General features: G+C 75.7%; 23 protein-coding genes. 12 read left to right on the top strand and 11 right to left on the bottom strand.

Annotation, left to right across the window (positions count from 1 at the left end; translation table 11 throughout):
* The first annotated feature begins 136 nt into the window (after nt 1–136).
* The gene (locus tag ACFVU7_RS34000) at nt 137–370 is read left to right on the top strand and encodes a DUF4287 domain-containing protein (RefSeq protein WP_049658600.1); all 234 of its coding nucleotides are present in this window, start codon (nt 137–139) and stop codon (nt 368–370) included.
* Nucleotides 371–399: 29 nt separating this feature from the next.
* A complete protein-coding gene (locus tag ACFVU7_RS34005; RefSeq protein WP_049658590.1) occupies nt 400–984 on the top strand; it encodes a short chain dehydrogenase in 585 nt (194 codons plus the stop codon).
* 87 nt (nt 985–1,071) lie between these two features.
* Here the strand turns inward: ACFVU7_RS34005 and ACFVU7_RS34010 are convergent, their stop codons facing one another.
* Nucleotides 1,072–1,797: a class I SAM-dependent methyltransferase gene (locus tag ACFVU7_RS34010; protein WP_388048970.1), complete on the bottom strand. Its 726-nt coding sequence runs from the start codon at nt 1,795–1,797 to the stop codon at nt 1,072–1,074.
* 275 nt (nt 1,798–2,072) lie between these two features.
* Between ACFVU7_RS34010 and ACFVU7_RS34015 the strand changes: the two genes are divergently transcribed.
* The 4 genes from ACFVU7_RS34015 to ACFVU7_RS34030 are packed head-to-tail and all read left to right on the top strand — an operon-like array spanning nt 2,073 to nt 4,774.
* Entirely contained in the window at nt 2,073–2,192 is a 120-nt protein-coding gene (locus ACFVU7_RS34015) for a lasso RiPP family leader peptide-containing protein (RefSeq protein ID WP_107086612.1), read from the top strand.
* Nucleotides 2,193–2,202: 10 nt separating this feature from the next.
* Nucleotides 2,203–4,029 carry an asparagine synthase-related protein gene (locus ACFVU7_RS34020; protein ID WP_388048973.1) on the top strand — a complete coding sequence of 609 codons (1,827 nt, stop codon included), beginning with the start codon at nt 2,203–2,205 and terminating at the stop codon, nt 4,027–4,029.
* Nucleotides 4,029–4,349, top strand: a complete 321-nt coding sequence (locus ACFVU7_RS34025) for a lasso peptide biosynthesis PqqD family chaperone (protein ID WP_388048976.1) — start codon at nt 4,029–4,031, stop codon at nt 4,347–4,349. The genes ACFVU7_RS34020 and ACFVU7_RS34025 overlap by 1 nt, the downstream gene beginning before the upstream one ends.
* Nucleotides 4,346–4,774 carry a lasso peptide biosynthesis B2 protein gene (locus ACFVU7_RS34030; protein ID WP_387820978.1) on the top strand — a complete coding sequence of 143 codons (429 nt, stop codon included), beginning with the start codon at nt 4,346–4,348 and terminating at the stop codon, nt 4,772–4,774. The genes ACFVU7_RS34025 and ACFVU7_RS34030 overlap by 4 nt, the downstream gene beginning before the upstream one ends.
* Before the next feature lie 54 nt (nt 4,775–4,828).
* Here the strand turns inward: ACFVU7_RS34030 and ACFVU7_RS34035 are convergent, their stop codons facing one another.
* Entirely contained in the window at nt 4,829–5,605 is a 777-nt protein-coding gene (locus tag ACFVU7_RS34035) for a MerR family transcriptional regulator (RefSeq protein WP_074001095.1), read from the bottom strand.
* Nucleotides 5,606–5,609: 4 nt separating this feature from the next.
* Complete coding sequence (locus ACFVU7_RS34040) at nt 5,610–6,734, bottom strand: serine hydrolase (protein WP_049654166.1); 1,125 nt, start codon at nt 6,732–6,734, stop codon at nt 5,610–5,612.
* 444 nt (nt 6,735–7,178) lie between these two features.
* Here ACFVU7_RS34040 and ACFVU7_RS34045 point away from each other — a divergent pair, with 444 nt between their 5' ends.
* Nucleotides 7,179–7,769: a hypothetical protein gene (locus tag ACFVU7_RS34045; RefSeq protein ID WP_388048978.1), complete on the top strand. Its 591-nt coding sequence runs from the start codon at nt 7,179–7,181 to the stop codon at nt 7,767–7,769.
* Between the two features lie 64 nt (nt 7,770–7,833).
* Here the strand turns inward: ACFVU7_RS34045 and ACFVU7_RS34050 are convergent, their stop codons facing one another.
* The 3 genes from ACFVU7_RS34050 to ACFVU7_RS34060 all read right to left on the bottom strand — a co-directional run bounded on the left by ACFVU7_RS34050 (nt 7,834) and on the right by ACFVU7_RS34060 (nt 10,624).
* On the bottom strand, nt 7,834–8,466 hold the full coding sequence (locus ACFVU7_RS34050; RefSeq protein WP_387820988.1) for a flavin reductase family protein: 633 nt from the start codon (nt 8,464–8,466) through the stop codon (nt 7,834–7,836).
* 170 nt (nt 8,467–8,636) lie between these two features.
* The gene (locus tag ACFVU7_RS34055; RefSeq protein WP_049654174.1) at nt 8,637–9,215 is read right to left on the bottom strand and encodes a carbonic anhydrase; all 579 of its coding nucleotides are present in this window, start codon (nt 9,213–9,215) and stop codon (nt 8,637–8,639) included.
* Nucleotides 9,216–9,460: 245 nt separating this feature from the next.
* Entirely contained in the window at nt 9,461–10,624 is a 1,164-nt protein-coding gene (locus ACFVU7_RS34060) for a PP2C family protein-serine/threonine phosphatase (protein ID WP_388048981.1), read from the bottom strand.
* A gap of 199 nt (nt 10,625–10,823) precedes the next feature.
* Here ACFVU7_RS34060 and ACFVU7_RS34065 point away from each other — a divergent pair, with 199 nt between their 5' ends.
* Both ACFVU7_RS34065 and ACFVU7_RS34070 read left to right on the top strand, forming a co-directional pair.
* Complete coding sequence (locus ACFVU7_RS34065; protein WP_387969132.1) at nt 10,824–11,294, top strand: helix-turn-helix transcriptional regulator; 471 nt, start codon at nt 10,824–10,826, stop codon at nt 11,292–11,294.
* 5 nt (nt 11,295–11,299) lie between these two features.
* Nucleotides 11,300–11,716 (top strand): VOC family protein, encoded by a 417-nt coding sequence (locus ACFVU7_RS34070; protein ID WP_049654179.1) that lies wholly within the window; start codon nt 11,300–11,302, stop codon nt 11,714–11,716.
* A gap of 27 nt (nt 11,717–11,743) precedes the next feature.
* On the opposite strand, the gene ACFVU7_RS34075 is transcribed toward ACFVU7_RS34070, so the two are convergent.
* On the bottom strand, nt 11,744–13,051 hold the full coding sequence (locus ACFVU7_RS34075) for an FAD-dependent monooxygenase (RefSeq protein WP_388048984.1): 1,308 nt from the start codon (nt 13,049–13,051) through the stop codon (nt 11,744–11,746).
* 168 nt (nt 13,052–13,219) lie between these two features.
* On the opposite strand from ACFVU7_RS34075, the gene ACFVU7_RS34080 reads away from it, so the two are divergent.
* Both ACFVU7_RS34080 and ACFVU7_RS34085 read left to right on the top strand, forming a co-directional pair.
* Nucleotides 13,220–13,612 carry a RidA family protein gene (locus tag ACFVU7_RS34080; protein ID WP_388048988.1) on the top strand — a complete coding sequence of 131 codons (393 nt, stop codon included), beginning with the start codon at nt 13,220–13,222 and terminating at the stop codon, nt 13,610–13,612.
* Nucleotides 13,613–13,788: 176 nt separating this feature from the next.
* Entirely contained in the window at nt 13,789–15,996 is a 2,208-nt protein-coding gene (locus ACFVU7_RS34085; protein WP_388048991.1) for an MMPL family transporter, read from the top strand.
* A 112-nt stretch (nt 15,997–16,108) separates the two neighbouring features.
* Here the strand turns inward: ACFVU7_RS34085 and ACFVU7_RS34090 are convergent, their stop codons facing one another.
* Complete coding sequence (locus ACFVU7_RS34090; RefSeq protein WP_388048994.1) at nt 16,109–16,927, bottom strand: hypothetical protein; 819 nt, start codon at nt 16,925–16,927, stop codon at nt 16,109–16,111.
* Nucleotides 16,928–17,127: 200 nt separating this feature from the next.
* Between ACFVU7_RS34090 and ACFVU7_RS34095 the strand changes: the two genes are divergently transcribed.
* A complete protein-coding gene (locus tag ACFVU7_RS34095; RefSeq protein ID WP_388048996.1) occupies nt 17,128–17,811 on the top strand; it encodes a hypothetical protein in 684 nt (227 codons plus the stop codon).
* A gap of 26 nt (nt 17,812–17,837) precedes the next feature.
* Here ACFVU7_RS34095 and ACFVU7_RS34100 read toward each other — a convergent pair whose 3' ends face one another.
* The 3 genes from ACFVU7_RS34100 to ACFVU7_RS34110 form a co-directional block, all read right to left on the bottom strand.
* A complete protein-coding gene (locus ACFVU7_RS34100; protein WP_388048999.1) occupies nt 17,838–19,490 on the bottom strand; it encodes a trypsin-like serine protease in 1,653 nt (550 codons plus the stop codon).
* A 91-nt stretch (nt 19,491–19,581) separates the two neighbouring features.
* Nucleotides 19,582–20,763, bottom strand: coding sequence for an RICIN domain-containing protein (locus tag ACFVU7_RS34105; protein WP_388049002.1), 1,182 nt, complete (start codon nt 20,761–20,763; stop codon nt 19,582–19,584).
* Between the two features lie 89 nt (nt 20,764–20,852).
* Nucleotides 20,853–21,426, bottom strand: a 574-nt coding sequence (locus ACFVU7_RS34110; RefSeq protein ID WP_388049004.1) for a hypothetical protein, incomplete at its 5' end; no start/stop codon positions are given.

The following is a 21,426-nucleotide window of genomic DNA, read 5'->3' on the forward strand; positions in this document are numbered from 1 at the left end:
GCGATGAGTTCGCGGTGCGGTCACGGTCTACCTCCGTGACCGCACCGCTTCTTCTTTCCCGCCCTCCCGAGAGGAACCGCCCATGACCGCCGCCCCCGCCGCGAAGACCGCTGCGAAGACTGCTGCGAAGACCGCCGTGAAGACCGCGGAGACCGCCGCGAAGGCCCCCGCCGTAAAGGGCCCCGCCTCCTATTTCCCCTCCATCGAGAAGAAGTACGGCCGCCCGGTCGAGGAGTGGAAGGACCTCATTCGCGCCTCCCCGCTCGCCAGGCACATGGAGCTCGTCGCCTGGCTCAAGACCGAGCACAACATCGGCCACGGCCACGCGAACGCCCTCGTCGCCCACACCCTTGCCGAAAAGTCCTCCTGAGAGGGCCACTTGATGCGATCATCGACGGCATGAAGGTACTCGTGATCGGAGCCTCCGGCACACTCGGCAGCGCTGTCGCCACCGCCCTGGAGAAGGAGCACCAGGTCGTACGGGCCTCGCGCAGCGGCCCGGTGACGGTCGACCTGGAGGACTCCGACTCCCTGGACGCGCTCTTCGCCGGCCTGCCCGACCTCGACGCGGTCGTCTGCTGCGCCGTGTCGGGCCCGATGGTCGACTTCGCCACGGCGACCGACGAGGAGTTCCTCGCCGGGCTGCAGGGCAAGCTGCTGGGCCAGATCGCCCTGGCCCGGCGCGCCCAGCACCACCTGCGCGACGGCGGCTCCATCACCCTCACCGGCGGCACGTTCACCACCCCGATGGTCGGTGGATCGCTGGGCGCCGTCATCAACACCGGGCTGGAGGGCTTCGTCCGCAACGCCGCCGCCGAACTGCCCCGCGACCTGCGGATCAACCTCGTCAGCCCCGGCTGGATCGCCGAGACGCTGCAGCTCCTCGGCCGGGACCCGGCCCCGGGCATCCTCGCCGTCGACGCCGCCCGCTCCTACGTCACCGCCGTGGAAGGCCGGACGAACGGGGAGACCCTGCTCCCCTGAACCGCCGAGCCCGCGCACAGGAAGTCGGCCCGGCCGACTTCCCGCGCACGGCACCCCGGAGCGGCGGGTGTCACGGAGCGGCGGGGGTCACGGGCGCCGGGCCACGAAGACGAACTCCCGCCCGGGCCGGTCGGGAGCGTCGCGGACCTCCTCCAGCACGTAGCCGTGGGCGGCCAAGTCCCGCTCCACCTCCGCCCGTTCCCGGAAGCGCAGCGTCGAATCCGACGTCAGCACCTGCCCGTCCACCGCGAACACGTACGTCCACCGGAACGTCACCAGCGGCCCGCGCACCCCGACCAGGTCGACCCAGCTCTCGACGGCACCCGCGCCCGGGACCTCCGTCACCCGGTGGGAGCGCTCGCGCGTCCACTCCTCCCAGGCGCGGGCGCCCGGATCGCGGGTCTCGAAGACCAGCCGCCCGCCCGGCCGCAGCGCCGCGAAGGCCCCCCGCAGCGTCCCCCGCCAGGCCCGCGGACCGGCGATCGCCTGGGCGACGTTCGCCGTCATCGTCGCCAGATCAACCCGCAGCGGCGGCAGGTCCGTCGCGTCGCCGTGGATCCACCGCACCCGCCCGGCACCCGGCTTGGCCCGCGCGACCTCCACCGAGGCCAGGGCGGGATCGACGCCGACCACCTCGAACCCGCGGCCGGCCAGCAGGAGCGCGAACACCCCCGTGCCGCAGCCGATGTCCAGCACCCGGCGCGCCCCGAACTCCCGTGCCATCGCCAGGTAGGCGTCGAGGTCGCCGCGGTCGGGGTCGAGCGGGTCGTAGAGCGCGGCGAGCCGCGGGTGCCCGAAGCATGCGTCAGCCATGGGACGACCGTAGGCGAGGCCCCGTCCGGCAGCGGACAGGTCTACACCATTTCGTCCGGAGCTGGCCGAATCCGGCCTCCCGCCCGCCGCCCCCGCCACCCGCTCGCCCGGGTGCTCAGCAGTCCCGCGAGCGCCTGCGGCCACTCCCGCCCGGGCCGTCGGGTTCCGGCCGAAGGCCCCGGCGCCGCTTGTCCGTCGGCGAACCGACGAGGAAGAGTAGGAGCACCGCCGGCCGGCGATCGTGTCCAACTCCCCGCACAAGAGAGGACATTGCCATGACCGACGACGTGTACGAGCCCCCGGTGATGATCGAACTCGGCGACTTCGCGGACCTCACCCGGGGCTTCGACATCGGCAACCAGTCCGACGTCCACGGCTACTACCTCGCCCCCTGAGGACCGAGCCGTGAACGGCCACCGGCGGACCTGGTTCGTGGTCCTGCCGGACACCGACGCAGCAGCCGCGGTGGCCGCGGTGTGGGGCACGGCCGAGCGCCGTGCCCTGCACCACCCCAGCGGCCGCCCCTGGATCCTCGGCCACTGGCCGGCCGACGCGGCGGTCACCGCCCAGGCCGGACCGGTCGCGCTGGCCGTGTTCGGCACCAGCGACACCGACACCCACCAGCTGCGCCGCCGCGCCGAACACCTCCGCGACCCGCGCGACGCCCTCGCCCTCACCCACGCCGACGGCCCGGCCGGCAGCCACCACCTGATCGCCACCGTGCGCGGCACCGTCACCGCCCGCGGCTCGCTGTCCGGACTCCACCGCCTCCACCTGGCCGAGGTCCACGGCGTCCCCGTCCTGTCGGACCGGGCCGACGTCCTGGCCGCCGCGGCCGGCCTCACCCCGTCCACCGAACGCCTCGCCCTGCGCCTCGCCCACCCCCTGCCGCACCCCGCCGACACCCTGCCCCTGTGGCCCGGCATCACCCCCGTGCCACCGCACCACACCGCCCTGCTCGCCCCCGGCGGCCCCGCCCGCACCCTCGCCCACTGGCAGCCGCCCGCCCCCGAACGACCCCGCGCCGAAGCCGCGGCGGCCCTGCGCCACGCCCTGCACCGCGCCGTCGCCGCCCGCACCCGCGACGGCGGACTCGTCGCCGCCGACCTGTCCGGCGGCCTCGACTCCACCCCCCTGTGCTTCCTCGCCGCCACCGGCCCCGCCGAGCTGCTCACCGTCACCATCGGCTCCCTCGACCCCCACCACGAGGACGCCCCCTGGGCCGACCGCGCCGCCCGCCACCTGCCCGGCATCCGGCTCGTCCTGCCCGCCGAGGACCTCCCCGCGATGTTCGCCGACACCGACACCCCCGGCCCCCAGGGCGACGAACCGTTCGCCTGGACCCGCACCAGGGCCCGCGACGAGGCCGTCGCCCGCCTGCTCGCCGCCCGCGGCGCCCGACTGCGCATCAGCGGCGAAGGCGGCGACGAAGTCCTCCAGGCCCTCCCCGCCTACCTGCGCACCCTCGCCCCGCGCCACCCCGCCACCGCCGCCCGCCACCTGCGCGGACACCGCGCCCGCCTGCGCTGGAAACTGCCCGACGCCCTCGGCGCCCTCGCCGACCCCCGCCCCTACCCCGCCTGGCTCGCCCACGCCGCCGACCGCCTCACCCACCCCGCGCCGCCCACCACCCAACTCCTCGGCTGGGGAACCGAACCCCGGCTGCCGCCCTGGGCCACCCCGCACGCCGCCGCCCTGGTCCGCGACCAGCTCAAGGCCCTGAGGGACGCCCGGCCCCTGGCCCCGCAGCACGCCCAGCACCAGGTCCTGCGCATGGTCCGGCACAGCGCCTCCGCCATGCGCCAACTCGTCGACGCCACCGCCCGCGCCGGCACCCCGTACAGCACACCCTTCCTCGACGACCAGGTCCTCGACGCCTGCCTGGCCGCCGACCCCGCCACCCGCGGAACCCCCTTCGCCTACAAGCCCCTGCTCACCACCGCCCTCGCCCCGGACGTCCCCGCCGACCTCCTGCGCCGCACCGGCAAGGGCGACTTCACCCCCGACGCCCACCAGGGCCTCGCCCGCCACCGTGCCCGAATCGCCGCCCTCACCGAGGACAGCGCCCTGGCCCGCGCCGGCCTGATCGACCCCGACGCCCTGCGCCGGGCCTGCCTCGGGCTCTACCCCACCGGCACCCCCTACGCCGCCCTGGACGCCACCCTCGCCTGCGAACACTGGCTGCGCGCCCACGGCAGCCGCCACCACGCCGCCACCACCGGAGGGACCTGATGCCCGCCCAGCTGCGCCCCGACGTGACGCTCACCCCGACCGACGACGGCGCCGTCCTGCTCGACGAGCGCTCCGGCCGCTACTACCAGCTCAACCGCACCGCACTGCTCGTCCTGCGCTCCCTGCTGGACGGCCGCACCGCCGAGGAGACCGCCGCCGACCTCAGCGCCCGCCACCCCGTCACCGCCGACCGGGCGCGCGCCGACGTCGACCGGCTGCACGAGACCCTGCGCACCGCCGGACTGGTCACCGGCGGACAGAGCACCACCGGGCCGGGCACCGGCGGACCGGCCGGCACGGGAGCGGGCACCGCCGGATGAGCCTGCACGCCCACGCCACCCGCGCCGGCCGCCCGCCCTGGCACCGGCGGCCCGCCGCCCTCGCGGCGATCGGCGCGGCCCGGCTGATCGAGCGGCTCCCCCCGGCCCGCATCCGCCGGGTGATGCTCGCCCTGCGCCGCGGCGCCCGGCCCGCCGACCGCGCCGAGGCCCTCGCCGCCCGGCAGGCCGTGGTCGCCCTCAGCATGCGCTGCGCCGGCCAGGGCTGCCTCCAACGCTCCATCGCCGCAGCCCTGTTGTGCCGCACCCGGGGCGCCTGGCCGACCTGGCGAACCGGCGTGCGCACCGCCCCGTTCCGCGCCCACGCCTGGATCGAGGCCGAGGGCGGCCCCGTCGACGAGCCCGCCGAACTCGCCCACTTCCACCCGCTGATCACCATCGCCCCGGAGCCCCGGCCGGGCTGGTGACCGGCGGGGGCCGCGCGGGAAGTCGGCCCGGCTTCCCGTGGGCGGCCGGGGGCGCTACCGGTGCGGGGACGGGACGCCGGCGGCGCGCAGCCGGGCCTCGGTGAGCGCGGTCAGCCGGGCCGAGACCGGGGCCTGGTCGTCGCGGTGGCGGTCGATCAGCCGGTACTGGGTGGCGGCCCTGGCCCAGGCGCGCAGGCCGGCCGGGTCGCCCAGCAGGGCGGGGTTGGCGAGGTAGTGGTCGGCCATGGCGGCGGCGAGCTCCTCGACCCTCGGATCGTCCGGCTCCCAGGCCTCGGCCTCCTGGCCGCGTCTGGTCAGCTCGACGAACCCCGGGTCGTCCAGGCGCAGTTCGAGCTGGGCGAGGAGGCCGTCGAAGCCCTCCGGCACCAGCGCCCGCGCCAGCACCAGGGCCTCGCGCTGCGCCGCCACGTAGTCGGGGCCGAAGCCGAGCCCGGGCATCCGCTCCAGGACCGCGCAGGCGCGGTCGGGCAGCAGGGCCCGGTCGCCGTCGGCGAGCCGGTGCAGGGTGTCGCGGCGGGCGGTCAGTTCCGTGATCCGCTCGGTCAGGCGCCGCTCCACGTCGGCGAGGGCGGTGGCGAACCGCTCGCCGTCGGCGTCGAGCAGCGGCCCGACCTCCGCCAGCGGCACCCCGGCGGCGGCCAGCGTCCGGACCTGCACCAGCCGCAGCAATTCGCCCGACCCGTACCGCCGGTAGCCGGAGGCGTCGCGCAGCGGCTCCTCGACCAGCCCCTGCCGGTGGTAGTGCCGCACCGTCTTCACCGTGACGCCGACGTACGCGGCCGCCTGCCCGATCGTGACTCCGTTTGCCATCCGTTCAGCCTGCCGTACGACCGGATGCCGTGGGGCCGGGCCCGGTGCCGAACACCTCGTCGACGAGCCGTCGCTGGGCGCTCTGGAACGCCGCGGCGACGGACACGTCGGCGTCGTCCACGTAGGTCAGCCCGGCGGTCAGGGTGGTGCCGCCGTCCGGCGAGCCGTACATCAGCGCGGCCGAGCCGATGGTGGCGCCGTTGTGGTGGAAGACGGTGCCCGTGTCCGTGGCCTGGGCGAAGATCCCCAGCCCGTAGCCGACCGTCGCCTCCGGCGCGCGCATCTCGGCCAGCAGGCCGGGCGGCAGCAGCCGGCCGCCCATCAGCGCGGAGAAGTACACGTGCAGGTCCCGGGTGGTCGAGATCATGTCGCCGCCGCCCGAGACCCAGGACGGGTTGTGCCGGGTGACGTCGACCGTCCGCTCCCGCCCGGCGTCCTCGTAGCGGTAGTAGCTGCGGCCGTGCGGCTCGGGCACCTCCGGCGAGGCGCCCGGGGCCACCGTCCCGGTCAGCCCCAGCGGCTCCAGGACCAGCCGCCGCAGCTCCTCGGCGAACGGCCGGCCGGTGACCCGCTCGACCACCAGCCGGGCCAGCACGTAGTTGGTGTTGGCGTAGCTCCAGCGCGCCCCCGGCGCGAACCGCGCCGGCCGGGACAGCGACAGCCGCACCAACTCCTCGGGCCGGTAGGTGCGGAAGCGGTCCTCCACCCACTCCCGGCCCCGCCACGGGACCCCCGGCACGAACGTCCCGTCCTCCTCCAGCTCGCCGGTGTGGTTGAAGATCCCGCTGGTGTGCTGGAGCAGCATCCGCACCGTGATCCGCCGGTCCAGCCCGAACCCGGGCAGGTGGTCGCCGGCCGGGTCGTCCAGGGCCAGCCGGCCCTCGGCCACCAGCATCAGCACCGAGGTCGCGATGAAGCTCTTGGTGACGCTGCCGACGCGGAAGTGCCCGTCGGCCGGCGGCCTCTCCTCGCGGCCCAGCTCGCGGGACCCGGCGGTGCCGACCCACTCGCCGTGCGCGTCGTTCACCCGCACCTGCACGCCGAGGAAACCGGATCCGGCGATCTCCTCGACCGCCCGTCGCAGCTCCGGGCGGTCCGGGCCGTGGGCGGAGTGGTGGGTGGTGGACATGCTGCCCCCTCGTATCGCGGGGCCCGCGTCGTCGTCGGGCCCGATGAGAGGAGCCTCCACCCTGACCCAAGGTCAACCTCAACCGTGTTCCGGCTCACAGGCGCGGCCCGCCCGCGCGAGGCGGGAGGCGCGGGAGGCGGGGCGCGGCGCCGGGTGGGGTGGACGGGGGAGCCCGGAGGCCGGGGCCGCCGTCGGCACGATCGGGAAGGCGGCGGCCCCGGCCCCGGTACGGGTTTCCGTACGGGCGGGGCATCGACCGCGGGGTTGCCCGTACGGCTGCGGTCGGCACCCATTCCACGACTTCAACAGGACTTGAAGTCAAGCCCCGCCCGAGGCGAGGCCCCGCCCGAGGGTGCCGCTCCGGCGCCGGGTAGCCTCGCTCCCGGCGGGGGCCCGCGGGGGACGGACACGTACACAACGGACAAGACGGACAGGGGCGGGCGGATGACGGAGCAGCACACGTACTGGCGGGCGTCGGACGGTTCGGCGGTCAGCGCCAGCCAGGCGCACATCGTGTGGACCAGGGCGGCCTACCCGGCCCTGGTGGAGGTGGCGCGCCGCTACCACGCGGTGATCAGCTACCCGGACCTCGCCGAGGCGGTGCAGGAGGCCTCGGGGGTGCGCACCCGGATCAACCAGCGGCACTGGATGGGCAAGGTGCTGGCCCTGGTGATCCGCGAGGCGCACCGGCGCGGCGACCCACCGCTGACGGCCCTGGTGGTGCACGCCACCGACGGCAAGGTCGGGCCCGGCTACCAGGAGGTGCTGGCGGTGGCCGGACAGCCGCCGGTGGCCGCCGAGATGGACCGCGAGCAGCACGCGGCCGCCGCCCGCCTGGCCTGCTACCGGCACTTCGCCGCCGACCTGCCCGCCGACGGCGGCACACCCGCCCTGGCCCCGCGCCTGCGGGCCTCGGTGGAGCGCAAGGCCGCCGTCGCCGCGCCGCCGCGCCCGCCGGCGATCTGTCCGAGCTGCTTCCTGGAGCTGCCCGCGACGCGGGTGTGCGACTCCTGCGGGGCGACCGTCGCGCCCTGAGCACCACCGGTGAGCGGACGTCCCGAGCGGACGTCCCGAGCGGAGCCGCCGGGCGGACGCCACGTCACACGGCGGCGGGCAGCCGCCCGGGCATCTGCCAGCCCTCGGCGAGGCGGGAGGGGGCCAGGCGCCGCCCGTCGCCGAAGAACTCGCAGAACTTCATGATCAGCGGGTCCCAGCCGACCGGGTCGACGTAGTGGTCGCTGCCGGGCACCAGCAGGCTCTCCTCGACGTGGGCGCGCACCACCGTCACCTCGAAGGCGGTGCGCCCGCCGCCCGCCAGCGCCGTCGCCGACTCCACCCGGCACTCCAGCTGCACCGGGCACTCGGCGGCGCGCGGCGCCCGCACCAGCTCGCCGGGCACCTCGGTCAGCCCGGCGGCCTCGAACTTGCGCCGCTCGTGGCGGTAGCCCTGCCGCAGCCGGTACTCGGCGATCCGCGGCTTGGCGGTCAGCAGCGCGAGGGCGTCCACCGCGTCCACCTGCGCGGAGGACGCCAGGTTGAGCACGCACTCGCCCTCGCGCCGCAGGTTCTCGGCGGTCTGCGAGCTGTCGCCCAGGCCGAGCACGCACGACTGCCCCAGCCACCAGGCCGAGGACATCGGCATGAGGTTGGCGCTGCCGTCCTCGTTGCGCGAGCCGATCAGCACCACGGGGGTGCCGAAGTACAGGACCTTGAGATCGATGACCTTGTGCACGGGAGACTGCCGTCCTCGGGAAATGGGGAATCGTTGCCGGTCACCGACTCTGCCGCCGCCCGCACGGGGGCGCTGGCGGTGATCGGACATCGAGTTCCGGAGGATGCGACTCCGGTTTCCCGAGGACGGCGTCCGCGCCCCGGCGACGGGCGGGACGCGGCGGCCCGCCGTCAGCCCACCGGCCCCCGGGCGGAGACCAGCCGGGCCCGGCCGTCGCGCAGCCGGTAGGACAGGCCGACCACGGCCACCTTCCCCTCGGCGATCCGCGCCGCCAGCGCCTGCGAGCGCTCCACCAGCAGGTCCACGGTCTGGCGGATGTGCTCGTCCACGATCCCGTCCCGGTCCTCGATGCCCGCCGCCCTGGCGGACAGCACGCTCGGGGTCACCCGCTCCACCACGTCCCGGACGAAACCGCCCGGCAGCTGCCCCTGCTCCAGGGAGTCCAGCGCCGCCGCCACCGCACCGCAGGAGTCGTGCCCCAGCACCACCACCAGCGGGCAGTCCAGCACGCTCACCCCGTACTCGATGCTGCCCAGCGCCTCCGCGCCGGTGACGTGCCCGGCGGTGCGCACCACGAAGAGGTCGCCCAGGCCCTGGTCGAAGATGATCTCGGCGGCCAGCCGGGAGTCCGAGCAGCCGAACAGCACCGCGAAGGGCCGCTGCGCCGGGGCGAGCGCCGCGCGGCGCCCGGCGTCCTGGTTGGGGTGCTCGGGGTTGCCCGCCACGAACCGGGCGTTGCCCTGCATCATCACCCGCAGCGCCTGGGCGGGGTCGGTCAGGAAGTCGTCCGTCGGACCGTCGAGCCGGGTGGGCTCGGGGCTGGGTATCGGTGTGGGGATCATGCCTGCACCCTAGATCGCCGCAGGTGGAGCCCGCAGCCGGGGGTCAAGGGCCGGACGGCCCCATGGACGGTCCCGAACGGCCCCGTACGGCCGTGTACAGCCCCGTACGGCCCTGTTCGGCCCTGTTCGGCCCGTCCCGGGCGGCTACCGGGCTACCGGGCCGGCGGTTCCGGCGGTTCCGGGGCGGGGCGCAGGGCGAGGACGGTGACGTCGTCGCGGCTGCTCCCGCCGCTCCAGCGCCGGGCCCGCCGGTCGAGGGCCTCGGGCAGGGCGTCGGCGGGGACGGCGGCGAGGTCGGCCAGGCCCCGTTCGACCGGGTAGAACGCGCCGGAGGCGTCCTGGGCCTCGGTGATGCCGTCGGTGAGCAGCACCAGCACCCCGTCCCCGGGCAGTGTGAAGCGCCGCTCGGGGCGCGGTTCGCCGGTGGCGGCCAGGGCGGCGAGGCCGAGCGGGAGCCCGGCGTCCAGGGGGACGGGCTCCACCCGGCCGTCGGGGCGCAGCAGGTAGGGGGAGAGGTGGCCGCAGTTGACGGCCCGCACCTCGGTGGCGCGGCCCTCGTCGTCGGTGCTCTCGTCGTTGCTGTCCGGGGCGCGGACGCAGAGCACGGTGGCCGTGACGAACCGTTCCTGCTCGCCGCTCTGCTCCGCGTAGGCGTTGTGCCGCTCCACCGCCGCCTCCAGGGCGTCGGCGACGGCGGTCAGCCGCGGCTCGCGGAAGGCCGCCTCCCGGAAGGCGCTCAGCACCGCGAAGCCCGTCCCGATCGCGAGCAGGCCCTTGCCCTGGACGTCGCCGACCAGCACCCGGGTGCCGTGCGGGGTCTCGGCGACGTCGTACAGGTCGCCGCCGACCATGGCGTCCTGCTCCAGCGGCCGGTACAGCCCGTCCAGGCGCACGTCCGGGGTGGTGACGGGCAGCGGGCGCAGCAGCTGGCGCTGGAGGGCGACGGCGACCTGCCGCATCCGCGACAGCTGCCGCTCGCGCCGCACCCGCCGCGCGCACAGGCCGATCACGGCGGCCTCGGCGGCGACCACGCCCAGCAGGGTGCCCAGGCGGGCCGGCAGGTCCCCGGGCGGGAACAGCACCGAGTGGGCCACCACCACGGCGGTCACCCACACCGAGGCCGCCACCGTCTGGGCCACGGTGCCCAGGCCCGCCAGCAGCGCGGGCAGGAACACCAGCAGCAGCACCAGGCGGGCACTGGTGCCGCTGACCGCCTGGACGAGCAGCACCGCGACGGTCGCGGCCAGCACGCCGAGCACCACCGCCCGGTTGCCGGGCGCGCGCGGGGCGGTGGGCTGCCCGTCCTCGCCGTCCACCCCTGTCGCCCTCTCCGCCGTCCGGCCCCCGCTCCAGGGTGGTCGGCGCGGCGGGGCGGGCGCGAGCGGGCTGCGCCGGGCGGGGGACGGGGTGGACGGATGGGCCGGGCGCCGTCTGTCGGTGGCAGTCGGTACGGTGGCCGGTGTGTCGTCCCCGTCCTCGTCCCCGTCTTCTACCTCGTCCCCGTCCGCGGGCCGCGTGCCGCTCGACGACCTCGTGCGGCTGCGCCGGGCCCGGGACCGGATGGACCGCGAGTACGCGCAGCCGCTGGACGTGCCGGCGCTGGCCCGCACCGCGCTGATGTCCTCCGGCCACTTCTCGCGCAGCTTCCGCGCCGCCTACGGCGAGACCCCGTACACCTACCTGATGACCCGCCGGATCGAGCGGGCCAAGGCGCTGCTGCGGCGCGGGGACCTGAGCGTGACCGAGGTCTGCATGGCGGTGGGCTGCACCTCGCTGGGCTCCTTCAGCACCCGCTTCACCGAGCTGGTCGGGCAGAGCCCCAGCGCCTACCGGGCCCGCGACCACGAGCAGGGCGCGGCGATCCCGGCCTGCGTCGCCAAGATCGGCACCCGCCCGGTGCGGCGCGCGGAGGCCAAGGAGGCGAAGGAGGCCAAGGGGGCGAAGGGGAACGGGAGCGACGGCGGCCCCGGTGCTCCCGTAGCGTGACGGGCATGAGCATCGAACTCGCGCAGTGCTTCATCGCCGTCGACGACCACGACCGGGCGCTCGCCTTCTACCGCGACGTCCTCGGCTTCGAAGTGCGCAACGACGTCGGCTTCGAGGGCATGCGCTGGGTCACCGTCGGCTCGCCCGACCAGCCCGGCGTGGAGATCGTCCTGGAGCCCCCGCTGGCCGACCCGCACGCCTCCGAGGCCGACCGCCGGGCCGCCGCCGAACTCCTCGCCAAGGGCCTGCTGCGCGGCGTCATCTTCCGCACCGACGACTGCGACGCCACCTTCGAACGCATCCGGGCGGCCGGCGCCGAGGTCCTCCAGGAGCCGATGGACCAGCCCTACGGGGTGCGCGACTGCGCCTTCCGCGACCCGTCGGGCAACATGCTGCGCTTCAACCAGCCGCGCACGGCGTAGCCGGGCGGGCGCGGTCGAGCCTGGGGCTCAGGCGGTCCGGGCGGGCAGCGTGCGATCGGGCAGCGGGTAGTCGGGCAGGGCGATGTCGCCGGCCTTGGCGAACTGGGCGGCCAGCACGGGGCGCAGCGGCCAGCGGCCCATCCAGCGCATGGAGGCGGCGCGCAGGCGGATCGCCAGGGCGCTGTCCGGGGCGTAGCCGCCCAGGCCGCCGGGCGGCAGCTCCTGGGCCCGGGTGGCGTAGGGGCGCATCAGCTCCTCGTAGCGGGCGAAGGCGGTACGGAAGTCGCCTGCGGCGGCGGCGAGTTCACCGGCCAGCAGGTAGGCGCCGACCAGGGCGAGGCTGGTGCCGAGGCCGGTCAGGGGGCTCGGGCTGTACCCGGCGTCGCCGAGCAGGGCGACGCGGCCGCGGCTGTAGTGGTCGAGGTGGACCTGGCCGAAGGTGTCGAAGGCGAAGTCCCCGGCGGTGCGCATCCCGGCGAGCAGCCGGTCCACCTCCCAGCCGGCTCCGGCGAAGCGCTCGGCGAGCAGGCGCCGCTGGGCGGCGGTGTCGCGGCGGTCGTACGCCGCGGGCGCGCGGCGCAGGCCGAGGGAGGCCTTGACCTCGCCGGGCAGCCGGCCGGGGCGGGCGCCGGCGACCAGGCCGCCGGGGGCGTTGTACATCAGGAACCAGCCGTCGAGCTCGCGGGCGAGGGCGGGGTCGTGGACGGTGAACCAGGCGTGGCAGCCGCCGAGCGGCCGGTAGTGGGCGCCTTCGGTGCCGTCTGTGCCGTCTGTGCCGTCGCCGTCGCCGTTGCCGGGGCGGAAGGCGAGGCGGCGGACGGCGGAGTGCAGCCCGTCCGCGCCGACGACCAGGGCGAAGCGGCGGGCGGGGGCGTTCTCGAAGGTGACGGTGACGCCCCCGGCGTCCTGGTCGAGCGCGGTGACGGTGTCGTCCCAGAGGTACTCGACGCCGTCGGTGGCCTCGCGCAGCAGGTCGGCGAGGTCGCCGCGGAGGATCTCGATCTCGGAGACGATCCCCTCGCCGTCGAACAGCCCGACGGGTATCCGGGCGGTGGCCCGCCCGCGCCGGTCGACCAGGGCGATGCCGTGCTGCTCGACGCGCAGCGCGCGGGCCCGCTCCATCAGCCCCATCCGCTCGATCACGGTGCGCCCGGCGCCGCGCAGGTCGACGGCCTGCCCGCCGGGGCGCGGGCCGGCGGCGCGCTCGACGACGGTGGGGGTGAAGCCGTGGCGGCGCAGCCAGTAGGCGAGGGCGGGGCCGGCGATCCCGGCGCCGGAGACGAGGACGTCGGTGGCGGGGGCATCGGTGCCCGTCGGGTGGTCCAGGTGTTCCATGCCGCCGAATGTACGCCGTACGCGTCGGCGCCAACAAGCCTTGCCGTGGGGCTATTTGAGGATGGTGCACTAGTGCGGTGGGGTGCTCCGGGGCAGGTCCGGCGGCGCGCGGGGGCGTTCGTGCGGGCAGACGGCCCGACGGGTGCACTAGTGCGGCACCATGGTGCGATGGAGAGCACTCGACAGACAGTCAGTTCCGGCTCGCCCCTCGAACCGCGGATCGGCTTCTCCCGCGCCGTGCGCAAGGGCAACCACGTCGCGGTCGCGGGCACCGCCCCGATCAGCGAGCAGGGCACGACGGTCGGCCAGGGCGACGTTTACGCCCAGACCGTCCGCTGCCTGGACATCGCCGAGGCCGCCCTGCGGGAGGCGGGCGCCACCCTCGCGGACGTCGTACGGACCCGCGTCATGCTCACCGACATGAGCCAGTGGCGGGAGGCCGCGCGCGCCCACGGCGAGCGCTTCGCGCAGATCCGCCCGGTCACCACCTTCGTGGAGGTGTCGCGCTTCATCGACGAGCGCTGGCTGGTGGAGGTCGAGGTGGACGCGGTGATCGGCTAGCCGGCGGGGGCGGTCGGCGGGCCGGGGCGGCCGGGGCCGGGGCCGGGGCCGTCGGGGCAGGGGCGGCCGGGGCGGAATGAAAGGCGGGACGGGTGCTGTTGTCGCTGGTCGAGATACCCCCACCCGTATTTTTTCGGGCCTCCGGACCTCCCCGGCGCCCGAGAACGGAGCACCACGTGAACCGCCCCGCCGAAGCCGTACGGCCCGCCGCCCCGCCCCCCGACGCCCCCGGCAGCGGCGGCGCCCCCGAGAACGGCCGACCCGGGCCGCTCGGCCGCCTCGGGGTGTGGTCGACCCGGCACTTCAAGGCCGTCCTGGTCGGCTGGCTGATCGTCGTCATCGGCCTCGGCGCCTTCGCCCCCAAGGTCACCAGCGCGCTGTCCGGCGCCGGCTGGCAGGCCGACGGCTCCCAGTCCGTCCAGGTCCGCGAACTCGCCGAGCGGCACTTCGCCGGCAACGCCTCCTCCGCGATCCAGATCGTCGTCGCCGCCGACCGCCCCGTCACCGACCCGGCCGTCCAGAAGGTGATCACCGAGGCGCACGACCTCGCCGCCGCCGACCCGCGGGTGTCCACCGTCGTCACGCCCCAGCCCGGCGCCACCATCAGCCCCGACGGCCGCACCGCCGTCCTGCTCGCCGGCGCCGCCGCCTCGCCCGACGACATGGTCCGCGCCGCCGACGACCTCAAGGGACCGCTCGGCGCCCTGTCCACGGACGGCGTCAGCGTCCACGCCACCGGCGCCTCCGTCCTGTGGAGCGACTTCAACAAGGCCAACCACGACGCCATGATGAAGTCCGAGGTCATGTCCTGGCCGGTCACCCTCGCCATCCTGGTACTCGCCTTCGGCTCCCTCGTCGCCGCCGGACTGCCCCTGCTGCTCACCATGGCCGGCCTCGCCGCCTCGGCCGGCTCCCTCGTCCTGATCAGCCACCTCTTCCCGGTGTCCGTCTGGGCGATGAACTTCGCCATGATGTTCGCCCTGGCCCTCGGGATCGACTACGCGCTCTTCCTCGTCATGCGCTTCCGCGCCGCCCGCCGGGCCGACGGCCGTTCCGCCGGCCGTTCCGACGAGGGAGCCGTGCGCGCCGTCGCCGAGACCATGGACACCGCCGGCAAGGCCGTCCTGCTCTCCGGCGCCACCGTCCTGGTCAGCCTCTCCGCCGTGATGCTCGTCCCCTCCCCGGCGTTCCGCTCGATGGCCGGCGGCATCATGCTCGCCGTCCTGTTCGTCCTCGCCGCCACCCTCACCCTGCTGCCTGCCGTCCTCGGCCGCCTCGGCCACCGCGTCGACGCCCTCTCCCTGCCCTGGACCAAGTCCACCCCACCCGCCTCCCCGCGCTTCGCCGCCTGGGGCGAACGCCTCTGGAAGCACCCGCTGCGCTACGGCGCCCTCGCCCTCGCCGCGCTGATCGCCCTCGCCGCCCCCGTCATCGGACTGCGCACCGCGATGCCGTCCATCACCGTCCTGCCCGAGGACGCCAGCGCCCGCGCCGGCTACACCGCCGTCCAGCAGGCCTTCGGCCCCGGCGCCCCCGGCACCCTGCAGATCCTCACCCCCACCGACCGCGCCGCCGAGGTCGCCGCCCGGGTCGCCACCACCCCCGGCATCGCCGCCGCCATGCCCGCCCAGGCCGCCGCCGACGGCTCCGGCTGGTCGATGATCCAGGCCGTGCCCACCGTCGACCCCTCCAGCCCCGACCTCTCCGGCACCGTCCACACCCTGCGCGCCGAACTGCCCGCCGGCACCATGGTCGGCGGCGCCGCCGTCGAGAACCTCGACCTGCAGCACCTGCTCACCGAGAAGACCCCGCTGGTCATCGGCGTCGTCATGGCCCTCGGCTTCCTGCTGCTGCTCGCCGCCCTGCGCGCCCCGCTGATCGCCGCCCTCGGCACCGCCGCCAGCCTGCTGTCCACCGGAGCCGCCTTCGGCGTCGCCCGCCTGGTCTTCCAGGACGGCCACGGAGCCGGCCTGCTGGGCTTCACCCCGCAGGGCTTCCTGGACGGCTGGGCACCGGTGTTCTTCTTCGCGATGATCTTCGCCATCGCGATGGACTACACCGTCTTCCTCCTCGCCTCCGCCAAGGAGCACTACGAACGCACCGGCGACCCCAAGGCCGCCATGACCGGGGCCCTGGCCCACTCCGGCCGGGTCGTCTTCGCCGCCGCCGGCGTCATGGTCGCGGTGTTCTTCACCTTCGCCCTGTCCGGCCCGCTCCCGCCCAAGGAGATGGGCATCGTCCTCGGCACCGCCGTCCTCCTCGACGCCGCCCTGGTCCGCCTCGTCCTGCTCCCCGTCCTGCTGCGCCTGACCGGGCACGCCGCCTGGCACACCCCCCGCTGGCTGGACCGGGTGCTGCCGCGGATCACCTTCTCGCACGGCTGACGGCCCGCCCGTCCCCGCGCGGCCCCTGCCCCCCCGGCGCACTGCCGGGGGGCAGGGGCCGACCGTTGCGGCCACCGGGTACCCGCTTCGCACCGCCGGTCCGGCGTCAGGCTCAGGGTGCGGGCGTGGGCGTGGGGCCGGAGGTCGGGGTGGGGGCGGTCAGGGTGTGGAGCAGGTCCTCGCCGAGGGTGAGGCCGGTGGCGGAGTGGTCGGGCAGCCCGTAGTCGCCGTACCAGTCGGCCGGGGCCTCCGGGTGCGGGCCGCTGACCGCGACCCGGCCCCGGCCGTACGGGGCGACGGCGGCGGCGGTGCGGCCGTTGGGGTAGCGGGCGAGGACGTCCGTGCCCGGGCCGTCGACGTCGAAGTACGGGCCGTCCTGGAAGTACATTCGCTGCGGGCGGCCGCGCCACAGGACGTCGACCAGGCCGTCCTGTTCGTCGGTGACGGTGGCGTCCGGGGAGCGGATGTACTCGCCGGAGTCGCCGGGCAGGAGGTCGAAGCCGGGGTCGCCGGCCAGGTAGCCGCCCATGCACAGCCCCAGGTAGCGGCCGCCGCCGCGCACGTAGGCGCGCACCAGGTCCGGGGAGAAGCCCGGTTCGCGGGCCAGCAGGTCCCACGCGGTGCCCACCTCCTGCCCGTTGGTGCCGCCCGGCTGCACGTACACCGCCGCGTCGGCCAGCGCCGCCGGGCCGAACCGCACCCGCTCCCGGGGCCCGATGAACCGCACCGCGAACCCGGCCCGCTCCAGCAGCCCCCGCGCCGCCTCCGGGCACCCGTCGCAGGCGGCCGGCCCCCGGTACACCAGCGCCGTCGGCCGCTCCTCGCCCCGTTGCGGCAGGGACCTCTCCGTCGGCTCGCCGCCGCACCCCGCCGTCACCAGCACCGCCGCCGCCACCAGTCCCAGCACCCGCCCGACCCGCACTCCCGCCACCCCTCCCGAAGGCCCCGCGCGGCCGCCCCTCGCCGTCCGCCGTGACGACGCTACGGCCCGCCGGGCGCGCACCGGGCGCGCGCCCCCCGATCGGGCGAACCCGCGCGGCCGGGGTTGACGCGCGGGGGTGCGGAGACACCGATGGCCCCCGCGCCGCCCCGAGGGCACAATGACCTGGTCCGACGGGCGGGAGGGGACCCATGGGGAAGACGGACGGCCTGCGGGGCGGGCGCGGACGGGCGGCCGGCGCGCTGCTGCTGCGCGGCCTGCTCGCCCTGCTGGGACTGGCAGTTGTGGCGATCGGCTTCGTCCGGTTCGACGCCGCGTACGACGCCCGCGGCGCCTACCTCGACGCACCCGCCTGCGAGGCCCGGGCCGCCGGGCCGCAGGAGGACTGCCTGCGCTCGGAGAGCGGCCGGGTGACGAGGAAGTGGGCGGACCCGGGCAACGACTCGACCTCGTACGGGATCGCGGTGGCGCGGGAGAACGGGCCGAGCGACACCTACCCGGTCAGGGAGTCGTTCTACGACGCCGTGGACGTCGGCTCCGTGGTCGAGCTGAGGCTCTGGCACGGCCGGGTCGCCGACATCGCCTACCAGGGCCGCCGCACCGAGCCGCCGAGCACCCCGTGGCTCGCCATGACCGGGGTCGCGCTGCTGGTCGGCGCGGGCACGACGCTGCTGGTCCGCGGCCTGACCGGGACGTTCCAGAGCGAGGGCGACTGGCGGGTCCCGCTGGGAACCGCGATCTCACTGTTCCTCGCCACCGGGTTCGGCGGCGCGCTGATGCTGTCCCAGCACTGGCCGTGGGGCCTGGCGATGGCCGTGGCGGCGGCGGCCTGGCTGGCCGCCGCCGCCCTCGCGGTGGTGCTGGCGCTGCTCTGAGCACACCCGCCGGACGGGTGCGGTGATCAGAGGGAGGCGCTGATCGAGGTGCCGGTGTGGTTGCCGGGCACGGCGGTGAGGTCGAGGTACTCCGGGGCGGTCCAGGTGCCGTCGCCGTGACGGGAGGTCAGCAGCACCCTGTTGTCGGCGGTGGTGACGGCGAACCGGGCGTCGGTGTCGACGGGCGCGGCGCTGACGCTGGTCCCGGCGGCGCCGGCGAGGGAGTCGAACGGCCGCCAACTTCCGTTCGCGTAGCGCACGGTGTGGTACTGCCCGCCGCTCGTGACGACGACGACATCGAGGTCCCTGTCCTGCGGGGTGACGGCGACGCCGGTCACCGGCGCGGTGGCCCCGGCGGCCCCGGCGACCGACGTCCAGGAGGACCAGGCCCCGGACGCGAAGCGACGGGTGTGGGAGACCTTCCCCCCGGACACGGCGGCGATGTGCAGCTCCCCGCCGCGGACGCCGGCGGTGGCGATCGACGTGATGCCGGTGAGCGGCCCGGTCTCGTCGGTGACCACCCCGAAGACGCTCCACCGGCCGTTCGCGGGGCGGCTGCTGTGCAGGAGCCGCCCGTTCGCCACGACGACGATGTGCAGGGCGCCGTCCACGTTGGCGATGGAGACCTGGGTGATGCCGCCGAGGTCGGCGACGGTGGTGTTGAGGTCGACGAACTTCTGGCCCCAGCCGCCGTCCAGGTTGTGGACGGCGTAGTGCAGGTGCCCGTCACCGCCGAGCGCGAGGACGTGGGTGTCGCCGTCGATGCCGACCGAGGAGACGGCGCGCACACCGCCGATGTTCCCGGCCGCCGCCTGGACGTCCTCGTACGGCGTCCACGAACCGTCGTAGAGACGGGTCGTGAGGTACAGGTCGGCGTCGCCGCGCACCAGGGCCCGGGTCTTCCAGCCCCAGGACCTGGCCCGCACCTGCTGGACCCAGCCGGCGACGTCGTCGACCCGGGCGCCGTACGCGCCGGTGCGGGTCTCGCCGGCGGGGGCGCCCAGGCAGCCGCCCTGCCAGGAGCGGGAGGCGACGGCGACCAGCTCGGCCCTGCCGCCCGTCTCGCGGACCACCGGGGCGCCGGTGTCGCCCTTGCAGACCGCCGCGCCGCCCGTGCCGGTGACGCCGAGGCCCGTCGCGCTCACCGTGTCGAGCGAGAACGCGCCGGTGTGCAGCTTCAGCGGCGCCCACTCGTCCTTGGTGCGCCCGTACCCGGGCACCCGCAGCGGCTGCCCGGCGGCGGGGGCGGTGGAGGCGGCCGCGATCGGGGCGATGCCGTCGACGGGCGTCGCGAGGCGGGCCATGACCAGGTCACGGCCCTGGTACGGCACCAGCTCGGAGACCTCGGAGGTCTTGCCGCCGGAGGTGGTCAGGTCGGTGCGGCCGACGGTGGCGGTGGTCTTCCACTTCGGCGCACCGGCGGCCGGGGCCTGCGGCTGCGCCGGGTCGTCGGCGAAGCAGGAGGCCGCGGTGAGCACCCAGTTGCGGTCCACCAGGGCGCCGGTGCAGGTGCGCAGGCCGTCGCCGATCGCCAGGCGGGCGGTGTAGGCGTAGGAGCCGTCGGCGGCGGCGTCGCCGACCACGGCGCCGGCCGGCGCGCAGGTGCCCAGCACGCCGGCGGCGGTGGCCGCGGCGAGTACGCCGGTGCGCCAGGAGCGGGACGGGGTCTTGCGGGGCATGGGGATTCCTCTTCGGGTCGGTTCCGGGCCCGGGGCGCTTCCGGGTTCCGGGCTCGGGTTCTGGGCGCAGGTTCCGGGTCGTTCCCGGGGGTCAGTACGAGAAGGCCCACTTCTGGGTGGGGAGGTCGTAGAAGGTCCACTGCTGGGCGCGGGCGCCGTCGGTCGTGAGCGAGTCGTCGATCTCCAGGGCCTTGCCGCTGTTGCGGTTCCTGAGGGCGTAGCCGCCGGCGGCCTTGACGAGGTCCCACTTCTGGGTGGGGAGGCCGTGGAAGGTCCACTGCTGGGCGGGGGCGCCTTCGGCCGTGAGGGAGTTCTCGATCTCCAGGGCCTTGCCGCTGTTGGCGTTGCGCACCTCCCAGGCGTCGTCGGCCCAGTGGAAGGTCCAGCGGGCGGTCAGCAGGCCGTGGCAGGTCCACTGCTGGGCGCGGGCGCCGTCGGTCAGGAGGGAGTCGTCGATCTCCAGGCACTTGCCGCTGTTGGTGTTGACGAGCGGGGTCGTCCAGTCGAGGGCGGCGGTCTGCTGGATCCAGCTTCCGAGGTCGTCGGTGCGGGTCTCGTACGCGCCGGTGTGCGTGGTCGGGGCGGCGCCGAGGCAACCGTTCTGCCAGGAGCGGCTGTTGAGGGCGGCGAGTTCGTAGTGGTCGCCGACCTTGCGCAGGGCGGGGCCGCCGGTGTCGCCCTTGCAGACGGCGGCTTCGGCGGGGGATTTGGCGGCGATGGCGAGGCCGGTCGGCTGGACGGTGCCGACGGTGAAGGCGGCGCTGTGGAGCTTGTCGGGCACCCAGTCGGCCCTGGTGCGGCCGTAGCCCGTCACCAGCAGCTCCTCGCCCGGGGTGGGGGCGGTGGTGGCCACGGCGAGCGGGTCGACGTCGATGACCGGGTTGACCAGGCGCAGCATGACCAGGTCGCGGTCGGCGCGGGGGACCAGGTCGACGACGTCCCGGACCTGGCCCGCCGTGGTGGCGAGGTTGGTGCGGCCGACGGTGACGGTCGTTCGGAGCGCGGGCGGGCCGGCCGGGACGGTCGTCGGCCGGGCGGGGTCGTCGGCGAAGCAGGAGGCGGCGGTGACGACCCAGAACGGGTCGACCAGGGCGCCGGTGCAGGAGCGCTTGCCGTCGCCGATGTCCAGCTTGGCGGTGAAGGCGTAGGAACCGGCGGGCGCGGCGTCGCCGACCACGGCGCCGGCCGGGGTGCAGGTGCCCAGTACGCCGGCGGCGGTGGCCGCGGCGAGTACGCCGGTGCGCCAGGGGCGGGACGGGGTCTTGCGGGGCATGGGGATTCCTCTTCGGGTCAGCGGGCGACGGTCCGCCGGGCGGGGCCGCCGTACCGGGCGTTCGCCGGGGACGGCAGGAGTCGGTGCGGTCAGCCCGTCGTGGGGATCTGGCCGACGACGGACCAGCCGGACCAGGCCCCGTCGCCGGCCTTGGTGGCATGGGCCATGACGCCGTCGGTGCCCTGGCCGAAGACCTCGGCGGTCCGGGTGTCCGGGTTGTAGACCGCGGCGGGGGAGCCGCCGAACTTCCAGCTGCCGGTCATGGTCCAGGCCGACCAGCCGCCGGCGCGGCTCCACGTCGCCCGGTACATGGAGGCGTCGGTGCCGGTGGCGAACAGGTCGAGGGTGTTGGCGGCCGGGTTGTGGAGGATGGCGGGGGTGCCGGCGAACTTCCAGTCGCTGGGGCCGATCACGTACCAGCCGGACCAGCCCTCGCCGTTGGTGTTGTAGAGGTGGGCCATGGTGCCGTCGGTGGTCAGGGCGAAGACCTCGGCGGTCCTGGTGTCGGGGTTGTACACGGTGGTGGGGACGCCGCGGAACTTCCAGGTGCCGGTCATGATCCACGGTGTCCAGCCGTCGGCCCGGTTCCACGTCGCCCGGTAGATGGACCCGTCGGTGCCGGTGGCGAACACGTCGAGGGTGTTGGTGACCGGGTTGTGCACG

Origin of the sequence: Kitasatospora sp. NPDC058046, from assembly GCF_042885595.1 — a bacterium.
Classification (GTDB): domain Bacteria; phylum Actinomycetota; class Actinomycetes; order Streptomycetales; family Streptomycetaceae; genus Kitasatospora.

Excerpts from the sequence above, each read along its gene's own strand:
- ACFVU7_RS34005 (WP_049658590.1), top strand. The coding sequence starts at position 400 with ATGAAGGTACTCGTGATCGGAGCCTCCGGCACACTCGGCAGCGCTGTC.
- ACFVU7_RS34010 (WP_388048970.1), bottom strand. The coding sequence starts at position 1,797 with ATGGCTGACGCATGCTTCGGGCACCCGCGGCTCGCCGCGCTCTACGAC.
- ACFVU7_RS34015 (WP_107086612.1), top strand. The coding sequence starts at position 2,073 with ATGACCGACGACGTGTACGAGCCCCCGGTGATGATCGAACTCGGCGAC.
- ACFVU7_RS34025 (WP_388048976.1), top strand. The coding sequence starts at position 4,029 with ATGCCCGCCCAGCTGCGCCCCGACGTGACGCTCACCCCGACCGACGAC.
- ACFVU7_RS34030 (WP_387820978.1), top strand. The coding sequence starts at position 4,346 with ATGAGCCTGCACGCCCACGCCACCCGCGCCGGCCGCCCGCCCTGGCAC.
- ACFVU7_RS34035 (WP_074001095.1), bottom strand. The coding sequence starts at position 5,605 with ATGGCAAACGGAGTCACGATCGGGCAGGCGGCCGCGTACGTCGGCGTC.
- ACFVU7_RS34040 (WP_049654166.1), bottom strand. The coding sequence starts at position 6,734 with ATGTCCACCACCCACCACTCCGCCCACGGCCCGGACCGCCCGGAGCTG.
- ACFVU7_RS34045 (WP_388048978.1), top strand. The coding sequence starts at position 7,179 with ATGACGGAGCAGCACACGTACTGGCGGGCGTCGGACGGTTCGGCGGTC.
- ACFVU7_RS34055 (WP_049654174.1), bottom strand. The coding sequence starts at position 9,215 with ATGATGCAGGGCAACGCCCGGTTCGTGGCGGGCAACCCCGAGCACCCC.
- ACFVU7_RS34070 (WP_049654179.1), top strand. The coding sequence starts at position 11,300 with ATGAGCATCGAACTCGCGCAGTGCTTCATCGCCGTCGACGACCACGAC.
- ACFVU7_RS34075 (WP_388048984.1), bottom strand. The coding sequence starts at position 13,051 with ATGGAACACCTGGACCACCCGACGGGCACCGATGCCCCCGCCACCGAC.
- ACFVU7_RS34080 (WP_388048988.1), top strand. The coding sequence starts at position 13,220 with ATGGAGAGCACTCGACAGACAGTCAGTTCCGGCTCGCCCCTCGAACCG.
- ACFVU7_RS34095 (WP_388048996.1), top strand. The coding sequence starts at position 17,128 with ATGGGGAAGACGGACGGCCTGCGGGGCGGGCGCGGACGGGCGGCCGGC.
- ACFVU7_RS34100 (WP_388048999.1), bottom strand. The coding sequence starts at position 19,490 with ATGCCCCGCAAGACCCCGTCCCGCTCCTGGCGCACCGGCGTACTCGCC.
- ACFVU7_RS34105 (WP_388049002.1), bottom strand. The coding sequence starts at position 20,763 with ATGCCCCGCAAGACCCCGTCCCGCCCCTGGCGCACCGGCGTACTCGCC.